Consider the following 19476-nt stretch of genomic DNA (forward strand, 5'->3'; position numbering starts at 1 on the left):
GGATGACCGAGGCCGCCCACCAGATGGCATCGAACCGGCTGCCGCCGGGCCAGCGCAAGCCCGGCAGCGTCGGCGCCGCCCCCCCTCCCGCCGGGGGGGGCGGGCCCGCATTGTGGTGGTGGGGGGGGCGTCAAACCCCCCCTGGCCCGGCCGTCGCGCCGCCCTTCTCCGGTTTCTGGCCGGTCGGCAATTAGGCGCGCCACCCGGGCGTGAACTGGCTGCGCCTAACTGCTTCGCCGAGTCGGCTAATGAGACCTCTCTTGCGATACCAGCCATCTAGGCGTTTCGCGACGATTCGCCCAATCACGAATTGTTACAGTGCTTTGCGGATGGATTTGTCCGCGCAAACTTCGGATTTTTGTCGTATGGTCCCGCCCGGATATTATCATCATATGTATATACGCATTCGTATGAATTCATCTGTATGGGTTGATTATGTCTATTTATACGACTATCTGTCGTAAGGTACTGACGCACTTAAGGGTGGTTTGCGATGTCTGACATAGCTGAAAAGTGGGGTGACGAGGTGGCGGAACGCGGGTTCGCCCAAATCCCGAACTACCTGTTGCTGCTCAATCGATTTCTAGATGTCGAGAGCCGTCTGACGCCGGTCGAGCTGTTGGTGCTTATTCAGTTGGTTGGGGCATGGTGGCAGAAGGAGAACAAGCCGTTCCCCAGCATGGCAACGCTGGCCGTCCGCATAGGGGTTTCTGAGCGCCAGGTGCAGCGTGCGGTGGCCCGGCTTCTGAAGGAAGGGCTAATCGCCCGCGTGAAACGTCGCCAAAAGGGCATTATCGCGTCCAACGCCTATGACCTGTCGCCACTCGCTGACTTCCTCGGGAAGGTCGCGAAAGCCTTCCCTAACGAGTTCCCTCGCAACGTGAGGAGGTCTCGACCAAAGACGCTATTTGTGGGGGACAATTCTGGAAACCCACGAGCAATCGAAGACTCGGTTGGGACGGAAGATGTGACGCTGGACGATATAGATGACGACGGCAATTTGATACCGGCGGCACAGCGGCGGCGCCAGTTCTAAGGGCGTTGCCCTCGCGCGGGCAAGGGGCGCGGTTCCCGAGGCTCGCCGGAAGGCGCTTTGCGCCAGATCCGGCTGCGCCCGCCGCGCTAATCCCTTGCCCTTGCTACCCCACCCTCGCCGGGAGGCAGGTTCCCTGGGGGAACTTTGCCCATTTTAGAAGTGCGTCGCGTGCGACACAGCAGGGGCGGAGAAACACCGCCGCAAGGTGGACGGGCGGGCCGAGGTCAGGCCAGACTGCCGGCAATGTTCAAACTCTCCACCAGGCATCGCGTCAAAGGTCAGAAAGCCGAAACGGCATTCCGCGCCTGGCTGAATTGGTCAGCGGTGGCGTATATGTACGTCGAGCAGTCCCCGTTCACGGTGCCGGCCGCGCTCAAAGGCCGTATCAAGCGCCCCGACTACCTGGTGGGATTGCCGCACGTGGGCTTGCTCGCGTTCGATGTCAAAGCGAAGTCTGTCTATGACGGCATGCTCATTTTCGAGCGCGACGAGGTTGAAAAGCTCGCGCTGTTCGCCCGCATGTTCCATGTCACGCTGTATTTCGTCTGCGTCGGCATCGAAGACACGGCCCATATTTGGATTGCCCTAGCCGACCTGCAGGCGCGTCCGCTCGAGCGACGCGGTCGGCGGCAGGTGCTAACTTTCCCGGTCGAGGCCGGATTCCAGGTTCAGCTCGAGCAACCGTTTCTCGATGCCTTGTTCACCATGGCGGCCGCCGCCGGCCAGCGTTAGGTGCCTCGCGGAGCAAAACAGAATGATGGTAGCGGCCAGCGGCCGCGCGGCTGCACCTTGCCCGCGGTGGGCATCCGGTTAGGTGGTTGGCGGTGCCGGGTCCCGAACAGCCTTGCGGCCGAGCAGCTCGAGGAGCGCAACCTGGCCCGTCAACGCCGAGCCAGCCACCCATGCCAGCAGGAACCAATCCCTTAGACTCATGCCGCCCTGGCGGGCGCTGAGCAGCGCGCCGGCGACCGCCATCAGCAGACCGGCGCCGACGGCGAGTGTGACGGCGAGTTTCAGGAACGCCGGCGGCGGTTTTTGGCCAACGAATTGGCCAGCCGCATACATCGCTGCGAGCGGCAGGCTGATAGCGACTGCAATGAACGCCAGCGTGCCAAAGAATACCATGACTATCCCCTTACCTTTGCCGGCGCCGTTCAATCGAACAGGTCCGGCTCCTCCTCTGCGGGCCAATCGTTGTCCTCGTTTTGGCCCTTAGAACGCCGGCGAACCTTAGCGGCAAAGACGTAATAAGGTATCTCGCCCGAGCCAAAGGCGGCCAACAGGTCCTTGTACAGCTCGAATTTCTCACGGGCTTCAGCCGCCACGTTCATCATATCGGTGGTGATGAACTTGAGGAGCCGGGCGTCCGGCTTACTGCCCAGGCGGATGTCATGGTAGCCAAGCATATCCTTGTGCCGCACGACCCTGACAATTTCTGTCGCAGTTTCCGGCATGAGCTGATTGTAGGTCTGGTGGATAAGCACCCCGGCCGCGTTGAGCAGCTTGAAAGTGACAAACGGGATGCGCCGGGCAATGAAGACCGGAACGCAGCCGAGGACGGTGCACTTCAACAGCAATTCCCTGATTTCCTCGCGGTTCGGATACATCCACTCGCGCACATTTTTGCATTCGATGCCGAGAAATCCGGCGTCGGGGTGCAAGACCAGGAAGTCGAGCGAGCGATGACCTGGCAGGACGAGCGTGCCGATATGATTGGGGGGCTCGACTTTGGTGTAAGCCTTGCTGTCATCGTGCTTGTGGAGGTCTGGAAACCGCCCAAAAAACTCCAGATTCGGCACTTCGGAGAGAGCATGGAACGTCGCTATCTCGAGCGTCTGACCATAGCGGCCTGGTAGGTTGTTGGCCTGGAATTTCAGGAAAAGGTCGGCCAGCTCATCGAGGCGTTTCGTGACGACCGCCGCCGGGATGTTGGCCAAGTGAAACCAGGTGTTGCCGGCCTTGTCAGTGGCCTGCACAAGGCCTTCCTGTATCAATTCGTTGCGCGCTGGCGTCAGGACGTGCGGGTCGATGCGCATTCCGAAGGGGCCGGCGTCGGAAATCTTTTGCTCAAGGGTCCGGGCGTTGGCGACGACCTGCTTTTGCAGGACGAGCATAATACGGCGTCGCGCGAGGTCGTGTCTGTCCTCTTGAGACCGCTCCGCCATCTCCCCTCTTATATATATTTAGCAGTATTTCCCCCTGCCCCCCGTCGTTTACGAGGGCGTGGCGCCCCCGGTCAAGGGCCGCGCTGCTCGAGGCGCCGTGGCGTCGAGGACGCGCTTTTCACGAGGAAATTGCAGGCCTCGCGTCCGTTGCCCGTTCACGATGCGGCCAGCGGCCCAATCGCGCTCGCGCGCGGTGCGCCCCAACGACATGGACGGCACAGCACGCCGAAACCAGATAGTGCCTTGGTCTTCGGGCTTGATGTTGAGTTTGCGCGCGTACTCCGGCTCCGCTCCCTTCAGCAGGTAGAACATGTCGCCGTTGAGGTTATAGACCGCCTGTTGGTGCATGGTGTCGTCTGGCTGGTCGCCGAGGACCTTTTTCATGCGCTTCTCGACGATGGCCTGGGCCTCTGCCTGTATGTGCTCAGGGATGCTCACCAGCCAGTTGACGTGATGCTTGCCGCCTGGTGCCTCCCATATGACGAGGTCGCAGATACTGCCGTCGACAAGGCCCTGCTTGCGCTTGTAGTCCCACCAGGAACAGAAACGGCGGCGGATGTCGCGGAACTGGCGCGACGGTCGAAACTCTTCACCTTGGTCGGGCCAGCCGAAGTCGATGACGACCTGCCAGTTTATCGGCCGACCGACCCGCCATGAATGGCGTGCAGCGCGGAGTAATTCACGGGTTTGACGTGCGCGGATGTGGCGGGAGGGGGCCGTCAGCATTCCCTGGCTCTTTTCTGAAGGTTAGGTGCTCTTGTTACCAGTAAGACCGAATCATCCCCTATCTCGGAACATATCAGGAACCGGCAAAGGAAACAGGGGCCTGGCGAGTTATCCCCACCCTGTCGTTTGGTGCGAAAGTCAAGATTTATGCACCAGACTTAATCCGTTGTGCCGATTGTTCTTTTCTGGTGCATAAATCCGGTGCATAATGCAGCATGATTTACGGCTACGCACGCGTGTCTACCGAGAGCCAGGACCTGGCCGCTCAAATCGACCGGCTTAAAGGAGCCGGCTGCGAGCGAATCTTTCATGAGAAGCGTAGCGGCAAGAACGCAGACCGGGCACAGCTTCAGCGCATGCTGAAGGCGCTCGAGGCTGGCGACACGGTGCTGGCCACCGTGACCGACCGCATTGCCCGCGACCCGCTGGACATGCTCAACATCCTCAATTCCGTCAAGGCCGCCGGCGCAGGCCTGCGTCTGCTCGATGAGCCGTTTATCGACACGACGTCTGAAATGTCCGACATCATCATTTTTGTGGTCGGCTGGGCTGCGAAGTGGCAGCGCCGGCGCATCCTTGAGAATACGACCGAGGGCCGCGCTCGCGCTAAGGCCCGGGGCGTGAAGTTCGGCCGCAAGCGCAAGCTCACCCGTCACCAGGAGCGCGAGGCACTGGCGCGCGTCGACGCCGGCGAGCTGCTGCGCGAGGTCGCTCGCTCTTACAACGTCTCCCACAGCACGATTTCGCGGCTGAGGAACGCATAGCCATGCCTATCCGCACGCACCGCCGATTCCTTTACCCTATCGACTGGCCGCAGGTGTCGGCCTGGGTTCGCTTTGTTCGGGCTAAGGGGCGCTGCGAGCGCTGTGCGCGGCCGCATGGTCGGACGGTGACGCACCTTGGCGACGGGCGCTGGTGGGACGAGGACGCCGGCAGCTGGCGCGACGGCGACGGCAAGCCCGTTCGCAGCCTCCCTGCCCTGCCCGAATGCGTCGGCCTAGAGCTGCACACGACCAAAGTTGCCATCGCAGCTGCACATCTCAATCACGACGCCGGCGATTGCCGGCCGAAGAACCTGCGGGCGTTTTGCCAGCGCTGCCACATGCTGCATGACAAGCCAGAGCATTTGCGCCAGCGCGACCTTACCTACAAGAAACGCCGCGCCGTCGGCGATTTGTTCGGCGGCCGCTATGAATAGACGGACCAGGATGCAACGCCCCCACCGTCCAAGCGCATTAACCCGATGAAGACTTGCAGCGGCCATATTGACAGCTGTGTTAGAGTAAACCGACCATGACCAAGAGCACCCTCGCCTATATCAACCCGGCCATCCTGCGATGGGCCCGGGAGCAGGCCCGCCTCAGCCCCGAGGCGGCGGCCGAAGGCATGGGCGTGAGCTTGGACAAGCTGCTGGCTTGTGAGGCTGGCGAAAAGCAGCTGACCTTCCCCCAATTCCTGGCCGCCGCGAATTTCTACAAACGCGCGCCGGCGATTTTCTACCTCAACGAGCCGCCGCACGGCTTTCAGCCGATTCAGGACTTTCGGCGCCTGCGCGAGACCCCCGAGGACGCCTTCAAGTCCGGCTTGGAGTGGGCCATTCGCCAGGCGCGCGAACGCCGCGAGCTGGCGCTCGAGCTGCGCAACGACGTGGGCGAGCCCGTGCAGGACTTCAAGCTTCAAGCGACCATCAAGGAGGACGTGGAGAAGCTTGCCACGACCATCCGCGCTTATCTCGGCGTCAAGCAGACCGACCAGCAAGGCTGGCGGGCCAAGGCCTTCGACAACTGGCGCACCGCCATCGAGGCCAAGGATGTGCTGGTGTTCATGGTGCCACGCCTGGCATTGACCGAGATGCGTGGCGTTGCCATCGCCGAGACCAAACTGCCGGTCATTCTCATCAACTCCAAGGACCGCACCAACGGGCGGACCTTCACGTTGCTGCACGAGTTCTGCCACCTGGTCGTCAGGGCCAGCGGCATCAGCGGCCTCGACTTCGTCGCGCCGGAGCCTGCCAGCGCAGTGGTCGAGCAGTTCTGTAACGCCGTCGCCGGCGCCGCCCTGGTCCCAAGCGAATGGTTGCTTGGCGAGCCCCTCGTGCGGGCCAAGGGCCAGAGTATGACCTGGGCCGAGGACGAGCTTGTGGCCCTGGCCGCCAGATTCGGCGTCAGCCGCGAGGTTATTTTGCGCCGGCTGTTGACGCTCGGCCGAACGACCAAGGCGTTCTACGACAGCCGCCGGGCAAGCTTTCAGGCGGAATATGACGCGCTGGCTGACAAGAAGAGCAGCGGTGGCCCCGAGCGTCACCTGGTCGTGCTCAGCCAGCTCGGCCGCAACTTCACCCGCCTTGTTTTTCAAGGCTACTATGACCGCCAGCTGACGCTGCGCGACGTGGCCAACCACCTCAATATGCAGGTCACTGCCGTTCCCAATATTGAGCGCGCTGCCTTTGGAATGACAGGGTAGCGCTCAGTGGCAACGGTCTATTGCATCGACACATCGGCGCTTATTGGCGCCTGGTATGAACGCTACAAGCCTAAACGCTTCCCGAAGCTGTGGGATGAGTTCGACAAGCTCATTGGCGAGGGGCGGCTGGTGTCCTCCTTGCTGGTGCAGACCGAGTGCGCGAAGCGCTCGCCCGAGCTGCACGAGTGGCTGAAAGAGCGCGAACATATGTTTATCGCGCCCGACCAGGCCATCCAGCAGCGTGTCCAGCATGTGCTGAACACCTACACCGGCCTTGTCGCTGCCGGCAAAGAAAAGTTCGCCGCTGACAGCTTCGTCATCGCCACGGCCGAGGTCCATGGCTACACCCTCATCACCGAGGAAACTGGCCCCGACAGCCTGCGGAAGATCCCCGGCGTTTGCAACGCCATGGGGATTTCCTGGTGCAACCTTATGCAGCTGTTCGATGCCGAAGATTGGACAATCGGCTAAGTCCGTTTGCCCCTGATGCGGATGTAACGCTGACGCTTCCGCACCTGATAACCTCGCCAGAGGGCAAACGTACAAGCCATTAGGCTCAAAGCATCCATCGATAGTTTCAAAAGCGGCGCGCCATAGTGCCAATCGTTGAAGATTTCCAACGCCGTCGACACTAGGAACAGGCCGGTGCCATACAGCAGGCGCTCGACGCTGAAAAATCTGTCGTCTCCGAAGCGGTTCGCCGAAATGCCCCACGCTGCGGGGAAGCAACGCAACCCGTAAAAAAGCTTGCCAATGTTCCCCTCAATCTGGTTGAGGTCGGCCGACCATTCTTCACGATACCTGTCACGCTTTCGCTTAGGGACACGCATTGAAGCTGCTTTAACCAACAGGTCCGCCCATTTCGGACACCAAGCGTACAACTCGCTCGCAGCGAGGTTATAGGCCAGGTTGCCGACGACGATGACCAGGGCGCTCCATAGAGCTGCGATTAGGCTCGACCCCATCCCAGTGCTCCATTTGTTACTTGGTACGGCGCCAAGGCCTCATTGGCTTTATTCTGTCCGAGCCCGGTGATTTGATAATAGCGGCGGCGGGGCCTTCCCGCCTGAGAGGGGTCAATCTCTTCCCATCGGCTTGTAAACCATCCGGCGGTCTCGAGACGGTCGAGAATTGGGTACAACGACCCGGAGCTGATACCCGCTTCCTTTGTAATTTCGCTGCCCGAACGCGCCTTGCGTGGCTCCTCGACGAAAAGACGAAGGACCTTGAGTGATGCGCTGCTGAGCCTAACGTCGTTGCTTGGCATGGCCTATCTCGCTTCTCTACATAGCCCTATATAGACTTTCGCCAGAGGGTTCAATCCGTGTCGTGCAGTTTAGTTCGTATCGTGGTTCCCTTTGAGGCGCCGCGCCAATGCGTCCGGTTATCGGCTCGACATGAGACGGCCCTGCCGGCGTCAATCGGGGCGGCCCGCTCCATTCGCTAGCGCTCCCGTGTTGCCATTGACATCCGGCCGGCCCGTTCCGGGCCTGACGGTGCTCGTCTCCCAATACGGCCGAACCGAACGCGATGGTCGCGGCGGTCAAAACCAAAGGGAGAAATCCACATGACTACCGAACAGAGCAAAAACCGCCCAACCCACGGCGTTTACATCATCGAGGGCGAAGGCGACGACGCCTACTGGCTGAAGGTTGGCGCAGCCTGGCCGCACAAAGACGGCGACGGTTTCAACATCCAGTTGACCGCCCTGCCCGTCGACGGCCGGGTCAGCGTCCGCAAGCTGAAGCCCAAGAAGGACTAGGCGCCAGTCGTCAGCTGGGCACGAAAGGCCACAGATGGCCTTTCGTGGTCCCAAGCCCCTGCCGGAAGCGCGAAGGCCGGTCAAGGGCGGCCCTGGCCGCTTGCGAAGCCCTTGACGGGCCGTAGCGGGTCTGGCCCCTGCCCTATTGCCCCTTGGCGCCGTATTTGGCGCGCAGCAGCTCCACCGCCTTTTCCAGCGTCTCGCCGAACACCCAGCCCTGGGCATCGGAAATCGCGCAGAACTCGGCGATGGTTTCGGGGGTAGCCTTGAGATTGATTTGCGCGTTGCGGCCGGTACGCCGGCGCCGTTGAACCGGCTTGACCAGCGCCACGGGCGCAGGAGCGGCTTTAGCCTCACGGCTTACAAAGCCCGTTGCAGCGGCCGCCTGCTTGGCCGCCGCCAAGCCCTGGCGTGCCGGCTTTTTCGGCTTGAACTCCGCCAGGTCGAGAACATCGTCGCCGGCGAACAGGTTGGTGCGTTGCTCTCCCATGTTACGCCGCCTTCCCGACCGCGCTGGCCGCCTTTAGCTTTGCGACCACTTCGGCCGTGAATTCCCGGGCGTTTAGTAAAGCCTTGTCCAGGTTGCTCACCTTGGCCGGATTCAGGTCCTTCAGGAGCCCGCCGAAGTCGAGCAAGTCGCGGTAGGCGGCCCGCTCGACAATCGACGTTGAAAACACCTCGACGCCGCCGGCGTCCAGCTGGTCGCGGATATTTTTCAAAGAGCGCGACGCCACCGCCGCGCTGGTGCGCGTCAACAGCACCGCGTGGGCAATCTCGCGGTTTGCCATGCGTGCCTGGCTGCGGATAAGACGCAGCGTCTTCACCGCGCCCTTGGCATCCATAGAGGCGCCCTGCGTCGGGATAATCACCAGGTCGGACAGGCCGATGGCATGAGCGACCAGAAGGTTCGCGGTGCCTTCCAGGTCGACAATGACAAATTGCGCTTGGCTGGCCGCTTTGTCGATGACATCGACTGCCGTGTCCTCGCTGACATCGCTGACGATGGAGATGTTGGCGGGCTTGCCAGGAAGCGCTCCCCATTGGGAAATCCACCTTTCGGGGTCCGCGTCGACCAGCACCACACTGGCGCCCCGGTCGGCCAGCTCGCAGGCGAGCAGCAGTGCCGACGTGGTTTTGCCGGCTCCGCCCTTGGGATTGGCGAATGAAATTACAGGCATGGTGTCACTTTCTCGTTGTTGTTGGTCCCACCCTACGACTGAAAGGCTAACGGATAGCTACCAGCTAGCTCAAGGGTATCTAGTAGCTATCGGCTAGCTTGGTGTTACCAAAAAGCTACTAGTTAGCTACCGGATAGCTAGTAGCTATCTAGTAGCTACCAGCTAGCTATTAGCACGATTCTGACGAGAAGGCAGGGCCAGGCCTCAATTCCAAAAAATGGGGGAGGGGAGGGGGGAGGCCTTTACGGCCGCTATATGCGCCGCTTAGACTCGCAGCACCGCTTCGCGGCTAGTCGCGTATTCCTGTCTGTTTCAGTGGCAACTCACTTTCGCGCCCGCCAGGGGAGGGGATACACTTGGCTATGAACCGCCCCGACGAATCACTGATACGCGACGAAGACCTGCTGGCCGAGCTCGAGGCAGCACGGGGCAACTCGCTGTTTCTGGCCATAGCCAACACCATCATCTCGCGCCAGCAGCGGCGTGACCAGGAGCGCGCGGCCGACGCCATGAAGGCTCAAGCGCTGGCCGCTTTGCCGCGCGAGCGCCGGCGCCGCGCTGTTATTCGTGAGGTTTTTGAAAACTCGCCGCCAAGCTTGGCTGACGTTCGGCACATCCATTCGGTCTTGGCCGTGGTGGGGCTACCGCACGAGCGGCAGGCAGCAGGCGTGCGCGAGTACGTGCGCACCCAAGGCAACATGGGCATCATCGTCCAGGCTGGCACCACGTTGGATGAAACGGGGAGGGCTGTGCATCACCAGCTGCCGTTCGGCCCCAAGGCCCGCCTGGTGCTCATGCACCTATGCAGCGAGGCCATTCGCCAGAAGTCGGCCACTGTCGAAATCGCTGACACCTTCACTGGTTTTGTGCGGGACATGGGTTTTTCCGATAGTGGCGGCCGGAAAGGTCCGCTGACCGCGTTCCGCGAGCAGCTGAACGCGCTCGCAACCTGTTCAATGCGCATTAGCGCATTCGCCCCGGGAAGCCTGAAGACCAAGCAGTTTTTTCCGATTGAGGACATGGAAGTCTGGTTGTCGAGTGACCCCAACCAGCGGTCGCTTTGGCCGAGTACCGTGACGTTCAGCCCGACCATGTTCGAGAGCTTATCCAAGCACGCGCTACCGGTGAACGCGAAGGTGGTCAAAGCCTTCGCCGGCAGCTCGCGCAAGCTCGACCTATACTTTTGGCTGGGTTGGCGCATCCACAACATCGACCAGCCGCTGCACCTAAGCTGGGAGGCGGTGACGCAGCAATTCGGCGATGGTTTCGCCAGGCCACGCGCTTTCCGCGCGAAGTTTGCGGAGGAGGTCAGTCACCTCAAAGAGGTTCTGCCAAAACTCCCCCTGAAGCTAACCGAGCGCGGTTTGACACTGTCGCCGGCCGACCCGGACGCTCTTGCGCTGCCGGCGCAACGCACCCTTATCCGACGCTAGGTTTCACGAGAAAATATCGTGGAACATCAGCCATTTGACTCCGCAGACTTGGTGGCGGTGAGGGCTGATTCGATGCCTGTTGAATCAAAGGGTTAAATGCCATGTTCCGCAGACTTGGTGGCGCCATCCCGCAGACTTGGTGGCGGGACCCCCCTTTGGCTCCGCAGAGTTGGTGGCGGGGCTCCGCAGAGTTGGTGGCGCTTCGCCGCAGACTTGGTGGCGCTGCTATATATAAGGATACAGAACACTGTCTAAACAGGTGCCTGAACATTCTCTTTCTAAACATCTTCCAGAATCTACAGAACAGAGCTACTCAGATTTTTGAAAAGGGAAAAGGGTATCCCAAACCGAGTTTATTGGGGGGCGGAGGCGACCTAGGGACATCGGTGGCGAGGAACTCCCAATAAAGCGCTGAAAGGGCAGGGGACCTCACCAGAGCGCGCTAAAACCGTTTCTTGCGGTGGAGAGGTGACAAGGGTCACCAACGTCCCTTGGAACCGCTCCTAACGCCCGCCTACGCTGTTTGTGTCGCTACGCGACGACCAGGCTACGGCCGAAAGGCCGTCGCCCTTAGCTCCCCGCCGTCTTCATACGTGACGCTGTGACCCGGTCGGCAAATGCGAAGCACTTCTCGAGGCGAGCCGCATGGCTGCTACGGCCGAACACAATCACCTGGTTGGCAAAGTCAGGCCCGGAAAGCTGCGACGCTTCCGCGAGCGGTCTGCGGCTTCCGTCGAGAACGGATTCGCGCTGCCCGAGGTTTTGAGACAGAGAATGGGCGGTTTGCTCGTCCGGATTCATGAATGCCCGGATGGCGCAACTTTTCATCATGCCTTGGGCGTTGGGGTAGGCGTTGTCGAGCTGGCCGATATTCTGGCAGAACATCCACAGGCGCACACCGAAGCCACGGCCGATGTCGAGCGCTTCTTCAATCACGTCCATGCGCCCCAGGCGGGGCAGTTCGTCAAGGAAGAACGTCACCGTGCGGCTGTCGGCCTCCGGGGCCGCCCGGCAGAGCTGGTTGACGGTCTGGCCGATGATGACGCGAAGCACCGAAGCGTATTTCTTGATGTCGTCCAGCGCGACGCACAGGTACAGGGTGGCGTTGTTCAGGCGCAGCGTCTCGGCTGAAAACGTCGAGCTGGTAGTCAGCCGCTCAATCGCTGGAGATTGCCAGATCTCCAGCTGGCGCCGAGCACTGTCAAAAATACCTTCTCGCTGTTTGGGCGGCATACCCTTGAGGGCAGATGCTTGGCGCCGCAGCTGGGAGACGCCGAGGCCTTCCAGGTGCTCGAACCAGGCTGACAGAGCGTCGTCTTCCGACAGATAGAGGCGGTCGAGCACACTGGTCATGTTGCGCTTGTCGCCTTTTTCGGCAATCGCAACATCGAGCACAGCCGTTGTTATCATGTCGCGGGCGCGGTCATCGAAATACGAGTCGCCGCCTTTTTGCGCTGCCGGCACAAACAGCAGGTCGGCAAGCCTGCGGGCTTCGTCCCAGGCGTGTTCGGTGTCGTCGGAGATGAAATCCAGCGGATTGTAATGGAGCGAGGTCGCCGGCGTGGTCGGTGCGAAAATATGCACTGGCCCGACATTCTGCGCACGCCAGGCAGCCGAGTGGTCGCGCATTTCGCCTTTCACGTCGAGCACGACGGCCGGAGCGTCGATATACAGCAAATTGCGCAGCACGTGCGCCTGGCTCTTGCCAGTGCCAGGCGCCGCAACCGTAATCAGGCTTTCGTTCATGTCGAACAAAAATTCTTTGTCACTGTCGGCAAATTTGCCGAGGCGCAAAGCGGAAGGTGAGGCGCCTTTTGGCGTAAAGGCCGCCGCTTCTTCCGGCATCATCCAGCGGCCGCCGCTGACGATGTAGCGGGCCAGCACACGCTGAATGGTGGGGTGTGCGCCATCCGGCTCCATAACGCGGGCGAGGTGCGCCTTGATGGTTTCAGTACCGGTCGCGGGCTCGCCGAAATAGGAGCTGATGAGAGATTTAAGCGCTTGCAACGCGGCTTCGCGTTTACGTAAGTTCCCGCCATAGTTGCCCTCGATGGTCACCAGGCACTCGCCCTTGTTCCAAACGATAGGCGCGCGCGCCTTCAGGATGTCTTCAGGGGCCACGGCGCCGATGGCGAGCAGCATGTCGGCGAGCCGCAAAGCGGCACGCTCTTGCTCTGACATCGAGACCAGCGCGCGCTGGAAGCGTGAGCCCTGAATGGCATCCGTAGCCGAGCCCTTCCGCAGGCCCTTGTAAAGAAGCTTGCCGATGTCTTCGCTGGTGCTCTGCGACTGGCCTCCGAGCCAGTTTTTGTTGAGAGTGCTACGGCTGCCCTCAAAGGCCAGGTCGCCGGCTTGGGAAACCGCGCCGGCGGGCAGGACAGTCTGCAATTCGGCGACGGTGATGGTGATGTCATTGAGCGTGTTGGCATAGAATTTGTCGATATCGGCGACATCCACCTCGAACTGCCGCGCCCTCTCGGCCGCTGCCTGGTTCTCGGCTTCAATCCTGGCCGCTTCAGCATCGGCCGCCGCTTGTTCGCCGGCAGTGATGAAGTCGGGCACCTTGGGGGAGGCGAGGAACTCACGTATCTCACGCCGGTTCAGCATGCCTTCCTGGGGCAGGGGAGGGTGGCCAGCGAGATGGTCGCGCGGCAGCAGTTTTTGAATGGCGCGATAGCGCTGGATGGTGGTTTGCTCGCTGGCGGTCAGCTTCGGTTCAGCCATGCGCTGTTTGGTGTCGTCAATTTTCTCCTCGGCCTTTTGCTTGACGAAGCTGCCGAACTTTTTCGCCAGCCCCCAGCCTCCGTTAGCTAGCCGCTTGGCCGTGTCGGCCGCTTTGTCGCCGGCCGTCGGCAGCTTGTTGTCATCGCCTGGAAATTCCGCTTCGTTGCTCATGACTTGTCCCCTCACAATAATCCCGGACGCTATGTCAGCCTTGTGAAGAAGACGCGTCAAGGTAGCAAATCGTTGGGAAAGTAGTGCAAGCAGCGATTTCCCAATAATTCACGTTTTGCGCCCGGGACAGGTTGCTGTCCGAGGGAGGGGACTCCGCTGCCGGCGTCTCACGACTGGCGCCGTGGACCAGCCGACAGCTACTTGCCCTTGGGGGATGGCGGAGGTAGATCATGGTGAGGGCGCACTTATGGGTTTCGTTCCGAAACCCGCGCCCCGCAGGGGAAACGCCGGGTGGCGATATACAGCCTCAATCACCGCCCTATCGGCAAAACGACGCAGAGCCAGCCCTACACGGCCAGCTCGCACGTCGGCTATATTACACGCGAAAGTGCCGAGCCGCAGGTTGAAGCTGCCCGCATGCCGGACAGCAAAACCGGAGCACAGGAGTTCTTTCGACGGGTCGAGGACACCAGCCGGGCCAATGCCAGGGTAGGGGACAAGCTCATGCTCGCGCTGCCGCGTGAGCTTTCGCCCGAGCAGCGGATGACGCTGGTGCGCGGCTTCGCCGAGGACGTAACCAAGGGCAGGGCGCCTTGGTTTGCTGCCCTTCACGACAATGGGGCCGAGGCCCACAACCCGCATTGTCACCTGATTTTTCACGACCGCGACAAGAAGACAGGCCGGCGAGTATTTGGCACAAGCGAAGCCGGTTCTACACAGCGCTTGCGGGCGCTGTGGGAGGTGCACGCCAACAACGCGCTCGAGGCGGCAGAGAAGTCAGAACGCGTCGACCGGCGCACGCTCGAGGCGCAGGGCATCCACAGAGCCGCCCCTATCCATGAAGGTCCAAAGAGCCAGGCCGCACGCCGGCGTGGCGTTCGCCCGCGTTCACGGGCACGCAATGCCCGTAACGGTAGGGGCGCCCGCAGCCGCTTCCGTGAGGTTGATTATCCGCGCATCGACCAGGGCCGGACCCGGGCCGAGTTTAACCGCGCTCTGGCGGTCGGTGCGGAGAGCAACCACGACTATTGGCAAGCGGTCGATGCCGACCGCGTATCACGGGAAATGGACGCATTGCGTGCCATTCATCGACCGGACTTAATGGATGGTGGCGGGAAGGTCGTCGGCAAGGGTAAACTCGGACGGCGTCTCAAGTCCGCAGATACGATAGGTCTCAGCAACCTCAAGCCAGATTTCACGATGCTCGGCGGCGCGAAGCTCGACCCGTCTGGCAGACCAAATCTTGTTCCGAGTCTCGATTTGCGCGTCGCGCCTTTGGCACCAGCGACGGAACGGTCCAATCATAAGCAGCAGCCGGCCCAGAATGTAGATGAGCGGTTCAAGTCTGGTGGCGACAGTGTTAATCATAATGCAACTTCTGGTTACATTATGGGTCAAGCGGAGGGGAAAGCAATGGATGTTGACGTGAAAAATATCCTGGCCAGACACGCCAAGGATATTGAACAGGCGGAGTACGAGAAGAACAAAGCCGACACCGCCTTGGCAGGGCTGATGAAGGCATCATTTAAAGACAAGGACAAAGCACAGGAGAAAATGGACCGCTACGAACGGCGACATGGTCGGCCGGCGCTGGCCGACATGCTTGAAAATCGGTTCGAGAACAACAAAGTCGTCAGGTCTAAAAAGCCCGGCAGCCTTTTCACCCTCGACGGTTACAAACATGATGGACCGGCCAAGCGAAGCAACGCTGATGCTGCCCGGCGCCAGTTGCCCAACGCATTGCGCGCAGCTGACGCTGCAAAAGCGAAGCTCGGACAAGCGAAAGACACTCACCGCGACGCTAGGAGCCGGTATGGCTTACCAGCTGAAGCACCTTCAGGCTCGCCAACCGGGCAAACGCCGGGCCAGGTCGGTAGCGGCGGCCCGAAGGATGTTTCAGGCAAGCAGCGGAAAGCCGAGCCCTCTCGGCAACAGCAGCCCAGCCCCCAGCAGGCAGCGCCAAGCGTGCAGCAGCATCAACCGCCATCACAGCGGCCGCCACGCTTCAGCGAGGTCTCACGGGCTCGGCCGGCCGAACCTGTAGCCTTCCGACCAGGAGACAAACCCCGCCCCGAGCTGGCCGCAGGTTTCAAACCCAAGCAACAAGGACCGGCTGGACCTCGCGATGGCAAACCGTCGTCCTTCACCGATAAGGTTCGGTCGGCTCAACCGACGCCAAAGCCTTCCGGCAGCTTCAGCGAAAAGCTGGCCGACATGCGCAGCAGGCCTTCAGAGAAGCCCAAACCTGGCCAGGACAAAGGAAAGCGCCCAGGCCGCGACCGGGAGGATGAGCGCGAGCGCTAAGGCTACCGTTTGGCCCAGGTCACGAGCATGTACCAGGTCTCGGGGTCATCCGCGCGCAGCTGGCGTCTGTGCCATTCCACTGCAAAGCCGGCCTTCGTCAGCAGTTGAGAGGATTCCTTGGCCGCTTCCGTCGACCGCAAGTCGAGCGGCAGGCCAGGGGCGACGGTCAGGGTGTCGAAACCCCTGCCGGCCATTTCCGTAATGGCCAGGCTCACCTGGTCAATGTCGAAAAGCTTTTTGGCCAATTCCTCCCGCGCCTGTTGTGTCAGCTTGCGCGTCCGCGTCAGCTTCTCGGCAAGCGCCTTTACCTTGTCGCTCATGGTTATGCCGCCTTTCGGTTGTTGTGTGTCGGGAAGCGCCGGCCGAGGTAGGTGTCAGTGACATCGAGGCGGCCGTGCCCCAGCTCGTGCGAAATCTCGAAGCGCGCCGCCTTGTCGGCCGACGCCTGCGCAGGCGTCATACCGTCGACGGTCCGACCGCCCTTCAAAGGGCAGTCCCAGCCTGTAAGAACCTTGTAGCGCCATTGGGCGTAGGCGTGCCGGTAGCCGTGGGCGTTGCGGATTCCGGCGCGCAGCAGCTTGTTTTCATAGTTTTTGAGGGCCTGGTAATAGTTGCGGCCGGGGCCAATCAGGCTCCCGTCACCGCACGCCTGGCGCAGCTCATCGAGCAGAGCCCGCTGCTTGGGGTGCGTCAGCGGAATCTCACGATAGCGGCCGCCCTTCGTCCAGCTGGCCTGAAGGACCAGGCGGTTGCCTCGGTCAGCCAGGACCGGTCGCATTTTCAATGCTTCCTCACGGCGCAGCCCAAACGCCGCTTCCAGCTTCAGCGCCAGCACCACGCCGGCGTCGCCGACGCGCTCAATGTCGTCAGCCTCGAGGCGCCGGCCGCGATTAACCCCGCCGCGCTGGCGTTCCTCCAAACCAAATTTCGCATTGTCGGCCGGAATGAGGCCGGGCTTGCCGACCTTGTCGGACCACCAACGCAGCCAGCCGAGGCGGTTGCGCACGGTGGCGTCGGCGATGCCGCCGGCCTTCCAGCTCGCTACCAGGGCGTCAACGTGTTTTGGCGCCAGATTCCGGGCCGCCTTCACTTTGTAGCCGAGGGCGTGCAGCTCGTCGGCGAGCTGTTGCAGCCCGCGAGCGCGGCACGCCTGCGTCGCAAAGGACCCTTCCCCGCTATGGCGGGTCAGGTTCAACAGGTCGAAGTTCAGCTCCTTCATCATCGTGTCTTTCGGTAAGTTTTAATGACCAGACGGTTCCCGCCAGGCGGGGTTGCCGTTGAAGCTTCACAGCTTCCAATGGTCGGCATTTCGGTTAGCAAGACGTACTTTGTCGCTCCATGTGTCTCCAATTCGGTCCGGGGTTGAGACGGCCGCAGGGCCGCCTTGTCATTCGGCTTCTGCGTCGTTCCTCCGGTTTTGGTTAGCCTCCGTGGGCCTTCCCAGTGCCGTGCCCGTGGGGCCGTGCGATGCGGTCGTTTTTGTTGCTGGCATCCTGGGCAGGGGGCTCCCCTTGCCGCTGGGCTCGCGGCATGGTCGAGCCATGCCATTGCGTGTTCGGTGTCATTTCAGGTTTCCTTTCTGGAAATGTTGCGGGCGCTGTGGCCCTGATGTCGCTCACTGAATCCAGTGAGTGCCCGCGTGGCACTCACCAGGCACTTATGCAGGGCTGGTCGAGCCGAGCTAACACCCCTCCCCGACCAGGCGCGAAGTCCAGCAATTTCGCCGTTTTTGCCAGGCGCAGTCGAGGCACGCGCCGAGTTTCCCGCCCTGTCACTACCTGCGCTGCGGTAGTGACAGGGCTGCGTTGCTGGCCTGGTGTGGCGATTTCAGCACCCCTGTAATCGCCGGCAGGCCCGCTTTTGGCGTTCCTGCCCGTGGCGTGCTTAGGGCCTTTGGCCGCCCAGCCGCGCCAGCAGGGTCTGGCCGACCCCGCACCCTGGCGTGGGCGCTAGCGCCCAGGGGGTTGCACCCCACACCCCGCCACGGCCGCTGGTGGCGGCCGTGAGGCAGGGATGGCTTCGCTATGGCGCTGTTTGATTGCGCGCTACGCAATCCCTGCCCAACACCGGCTTCGCCGGCAACGGGCGCTTTCGCAGCTCGATATTTTTGATTTCCCGCCCTTGACCCGTCGAACGCAACTACTAGGTTCGCGTTTAACGGGTCGATGCCTCTATAGGCATCAAGAAACGCGGGGCTAAATGCCCGAAGCTGCCAGCCGGACTCAACCGACTGCCGCCGCCAATCCTACGCGCCGCGTAGGTGAGGTCGCGGCAATTCAATGCTGGGCCTCTTTCTCAGAGAAAGGAACCCAGATGTTCGTCTACGTTGTTGAATTGAACCGCTGCCGAGGGGACAATGTTCTCCTGGCAGCTCAGCGTTTCACCAGGCGCGGCATTAACGCTAGCGTTATCAGACAACACAAAACGACCTTGCGGCTTGAACGCCCCCAAAGCATGTCATGGCGGGCTTTCAAGGCCGAAGTCCGCCGTGAGCTTCAGCCGAACCGGGGTTCGGCGCTGGTGCACAGCCACAGGAGTGGCAAAACCTACGTTTGCAGTAACTCTGGCAATCGTAGCGGCCGGTTTGACCGGATTCGCTAATTAGGCGGTTCGGACTAAATTGGCCGCTCCGTGGAAGGGATTTGGGGGGATTTCTCCCCCCACAATCCTCAGTGGTAGAAAGCCAAAATGGTGTATATCAGCGGTAGTGCATAATAATTATGTGTAATAATCGCAAAGATGTAGGCCGCCGCAATAACGATATAGGCTCTATTAATTGTAATTCTCATATGTATTTTTATTCCTCTGTGTTTTAAGCAGCCTTGGTGACTGCGATGTATTTAGACATCGACGCAGCCAGACTTGGCTAAAAATGACATTTTTTTTGAAAATAATTGAAGCGAAGGATGGACGGCGGAAATTGCCGATTGATGACTTCGATCATCGCCAACGAATCATAAGAAGGGTAGATAAAACCTACCTTCCTCACTTATAGTATGACACGTTTATCTTGATTTGTCAATATATTTCAGTAGGATAGGAGGCTAAGGGCGTTGCCCTCGCGCGTGCAAGGGGCGCGGTTCCCGAGGCTCGCCGGAAGGCGAGTTGCGCCAGATCCGGCTGCGCCCGCCGCGCTGATCCCTTGCCCTTGCTACCCCACCCTCGCTGAGGCGGTCATTCATGGCCTTCAGAGCGCTGAACACGGCGGCCGAGGCCGCTACGATTTTTCGGCTGCTTTCGTCGCCTTGGGTGCGCTCGCACCCACATCGCCCATATGCGCATGGCGGCTTACGGCCTTTTCACCCAGCGGCGCCAGCAGGTCTGGTAAACTCCGCACAATGGCGCCTTGCGCTGAATGTGCCCCTTCTGGTCGGTTGACCTGGCAACGCCGCTTGTCCATCCTTCACGCAGGCGTCGTCGTCGCGGCAATGCTCTGTTGGTGTCGGCTGCGAAACGCAGAAGGGGGGGGGGGGGGGGGGGCCGGGCGCGGGGGGGGGGGGGCGGCGGCCCTGGG

Annotated in this window: 19 protein-coding genes; 9 read left to right on the forward strand and 10 right to left on the reverse strand. The window is 61.2% G+C overall.

Going from position 1 to position 19476, the window contains the following annotated elements; genetic code table 11:
- Positions 1-493: 493 nt before the first annotated feature.
- Both AC0L24_RS33160 and AC0L24_RS33165 read left to right on the forward strand, forming a co-directional pair.
- Positions 494-1036: a helix-turn-helix domain-containing protein gene (locus AC0L24_RS33160; protein ID WP_352672009.1), complete on the forward strand. Its 543-nt coding sequence runs from the start codon at positions 494-496 to the stop codon at positions 1034-1036.
- Between the two features lie 243 nt (positions 1037-1279).
- Positions 1280-1768 carry a hypothetical protein gene (locus AC0L24_RS33165; RefSeq protein ID WP_473564987.1) on the forward strand — a complete coding sequence of 163 codons (489 nt, stop codon included), beginning with the start codon at positions 1280-1282 and terminating at the stop codon, positions 1766-1768.
- Positions 1769-1846: 78 nt separating this feature from the next.
- Here the strand turns inward: AC0L24_RS33165 and AC0L24_RS33170 are convergent, their stop codons facing one another.
- Genes AC0L24_RS33170 through AC0L24_RS33180 form a run of 3 tightly spaced genes read right to left on the reverse strand, consistent with a single transcriptional unit; the run spans position 1847 to position 3927 of the window.
- Positions 1847-2161 (reverse strand): hypothetical protein, encoded by a 315-nt coding sequence (locus tag AC0L24_RS33170; RefSeq protein ID WP_473564988.1) that lies wholly within the window; start codon positions 2159-2161, stop codon positions 1847-1849.
- Positions 2162-2190: 29 nt separating this feature from the next.
- A complete protein-coding gene (locus AC0L24_RS33175) occupies positions 2191-3201 on the reverse strand; it encodes a hypothetical protein (RefSeq protein WP_473564989.1) in 1011 nt (336 codons plus the stop codon).
- A gap of 48 nt (positions 3202-3249) precedes the next feature.
- On the reverse strand, positions 3250-3927 hold the full coding sequence (locus tag AC0L24_RS33180; RefSeq protein WP_473564990.1) for a hypothetical protein: 678 nt from the start codon (positions 3925-3927) through the stop codon (positions 3250-3252).
- A gap of 215 nt (positions 3928-4142) precedes the next feature.
- Here AC0L24_RS33180 and AC0L24_RS33185 point away from each other — a divergent pair, with 215 nt between their 5' ends.
- The 4 genes from AC0L24_RS33185 (at position 4143) to AC0L24_RS33200 (ending at position 6861) form a co-directional block, all read left to right on the forward strand.
- A complete protein-coding gene (locus tag AC0L24_RS33185; RefSeq protein WP_352671997.1) occupies positions 4143-4691 on the forward strand; it encodes a recombinase family protein in 549 nt (182 codons plus the stop codon).
- Between the two features lie 2 nt (positions 4692-4693).
- Positions 4694-5125, forward strand: a complete 432-nt coding sequence (locus AC0L24_RS33190) for a hypothetical protein (RefSeq protein WP_473564991.1) — start codon at positions 4694-4696, stop codon at positions 5123-5125.
- Between the two features lie 95 nt (positions 5126-5220).
- Positions 5221-6390: an XRE family transcriptional regulator gene (locus tag AC0L24_RS33195; protein ID WP_352671993.1), complete on the forward strand. Its 1170-nt coding sequence runs from the start codon at positions 5221-5223 to the stop codon at positions 6388-6390.
- Positions 6391-6396: 6 nt separating this feature from the next.
- Complete coding sequence (locus AC0L24_RS33200) at positions 6397-6861, forward strand: DUF4411 family protein (RefSeq protein ID WP_352671991.1); 465 nt, start codon at positions 6397-6399, stop codon at positions 6859-6861.
- On the opposite strand, the gene AC0L24_RS33205 is transcribed toward AC0L24_RS33200, so the two are convergent.
- Together AC0L24_RS33205 and AC0L24_RS33210 are read right to left on the reverse strand one after the other, a co-directional pair.
- Positions 6858-7355 carry a hypothetical protein gene (locus AC0L24_RS33205; RefSeq protein ID WP_473564992.1) on the reverse strand — a complete coding sequence of 166 codons (498 nt, stop codon included), beginning with the start codon at positions 7353-7355 and terminating at the stop codon, positions 6858-6860. The genes AC0L24_RS33200 and AC0L24_RS33205 overlap by 4 nt on opposite strands.
- Positions 7340-7657: a PadR family transcriptional regulator gene (locus AC0L24_RS33210; RefSeq protein WP_352671987.1), complete on the reverse strand. Its 318-nt coding sequence runs from the start codon at positions 7655-7657 to the stop codon at positions 7340-7342. The genes AC0L24_RS33205 and AC0L24_RS33210 overlap by 16 nt, the downstream gene beginning before the upstream one ends.
- 300 nt (positions 7658-7957) lie before the next feature.
- On the opposite strand from AC0L24_RS33210, the gene AC0L24_RS33215 reads away from it, so the two are divergent.
- Positions 7958-8152, forward strand: coding sequence for a hypothetical protein (locus AC0L24_RS33215; protein WP_352671985.1), 195 nt, complete (start codon positions 7958-7960; stop codon positions 8150-8152).
- Between the two features lie 142 nt (positions 8153-8294).
- On the opposite strand, the gene AC0L24_RS33220 is transcribed toward AC0L24_RS33215, so the two are convergent.
- Both AC0L24_RS33220 and AC0L24_RS33225 read right to left on the reverse strand, forming a co-directional pair.
- Entirely contained in the window at positions 8295-8642 is a 348-nt protein-coding gene (locus tag AC0L24_RS33220; RefSeq protein ID WP_473564993.1) for a stability/partitioning determinant, read from the reverse strand.
- Position 8643: 1 nt separating this feature from the next.
- Positions 8644-9330 (reverse strand): ParA family protein, encoded by a 687-nt coding sequence (locus AC0L24_RS33225; RefSeq protein WP_352671983.1) that lies wholly within the window; start codon positions 9328-9330, stop codon positions 8644-8646.
- A gap of 362 nt (positions 9331-9692) precedes the next feature.
- Between AC0L24_RS33225 and AC0L24_RS33230 the strand changes: the two genes are divergently transcribed.
- A complete protein-coding gene (locus AC0L24_RS33230) occupies positions 9693-10763 on the forward strand; it encodes a replication protein RepA (protein WP_352671982.1) in 1071 nt (356 codons plus the stop codon).
- Between the two features lie 570 nt (positions 10764-11333).
- On the opposite strand, the gene AC0L24_RS33235 is transcribed toward AC0L24_RS33230, so the two are convergent.
- Positions 11334-13658 carry a type IV secretory system conjugative DNA transfer family protein gene (locus AC0L24_RS33235; protein ID WP_473564994.1) on the reverse strand — a complete coding sequence of 775 codons (2325 nt, stop codon included), beginning with the start codon at positions 13656-13658 and terminating at the stop codon, positions 11334-11336.
- A 291-nt stretch (positions 13659-13949) separates the two neighbouring features.
- Between AC0L24_RS33235 and AC0L24_RS33240 the strand changes: the two genes are divergently transcribed.
- Positions 13950-15962, forward strand: a complete 2013-nt coding sequence (locus AC0L24_RS33240; protein ID WP_473564995.1) for a MobA/MobL family protein — start codon at positions 13950-13952, stop codon at positions 15960-15962.
- 2 nt (positions 15963-15964) lie between these two features.
- On the opposite strand, the gene AC0L24_RS33245 is transcribed toward AC0L24_RS33240, so the two are convergent.
- On the reverse strand, positions 15965-16282 hold the full coding sequence (locus tag AC0L24_RS33245; protein WP_352671980.1) for a hypothetical protein: 318 nt from the start codon (positions 16280-16282) through the stop codon (positions 15965-15967).
- Positions 16283-16284: 2 nt separating this feature from the next.
- The gene (locus tag AC0L24_RS33250; protein WP_473564996.1) at positions 16285-17184 is read right to left on the reverse strand and encodes a phage integrase N-terminal domain-containing protein; all 900 of its coding nucleotides are present in this window, start codon (positions 17182-17184) and stop codon (positions 16285-16287) included.
- Positions 17185-19476: the final 2292 nt, after the last annotated feature.

The sequence above is a fragment of the Mesorhizobium sp. WSM4809 genome (genome assembly GCF_055811655.1).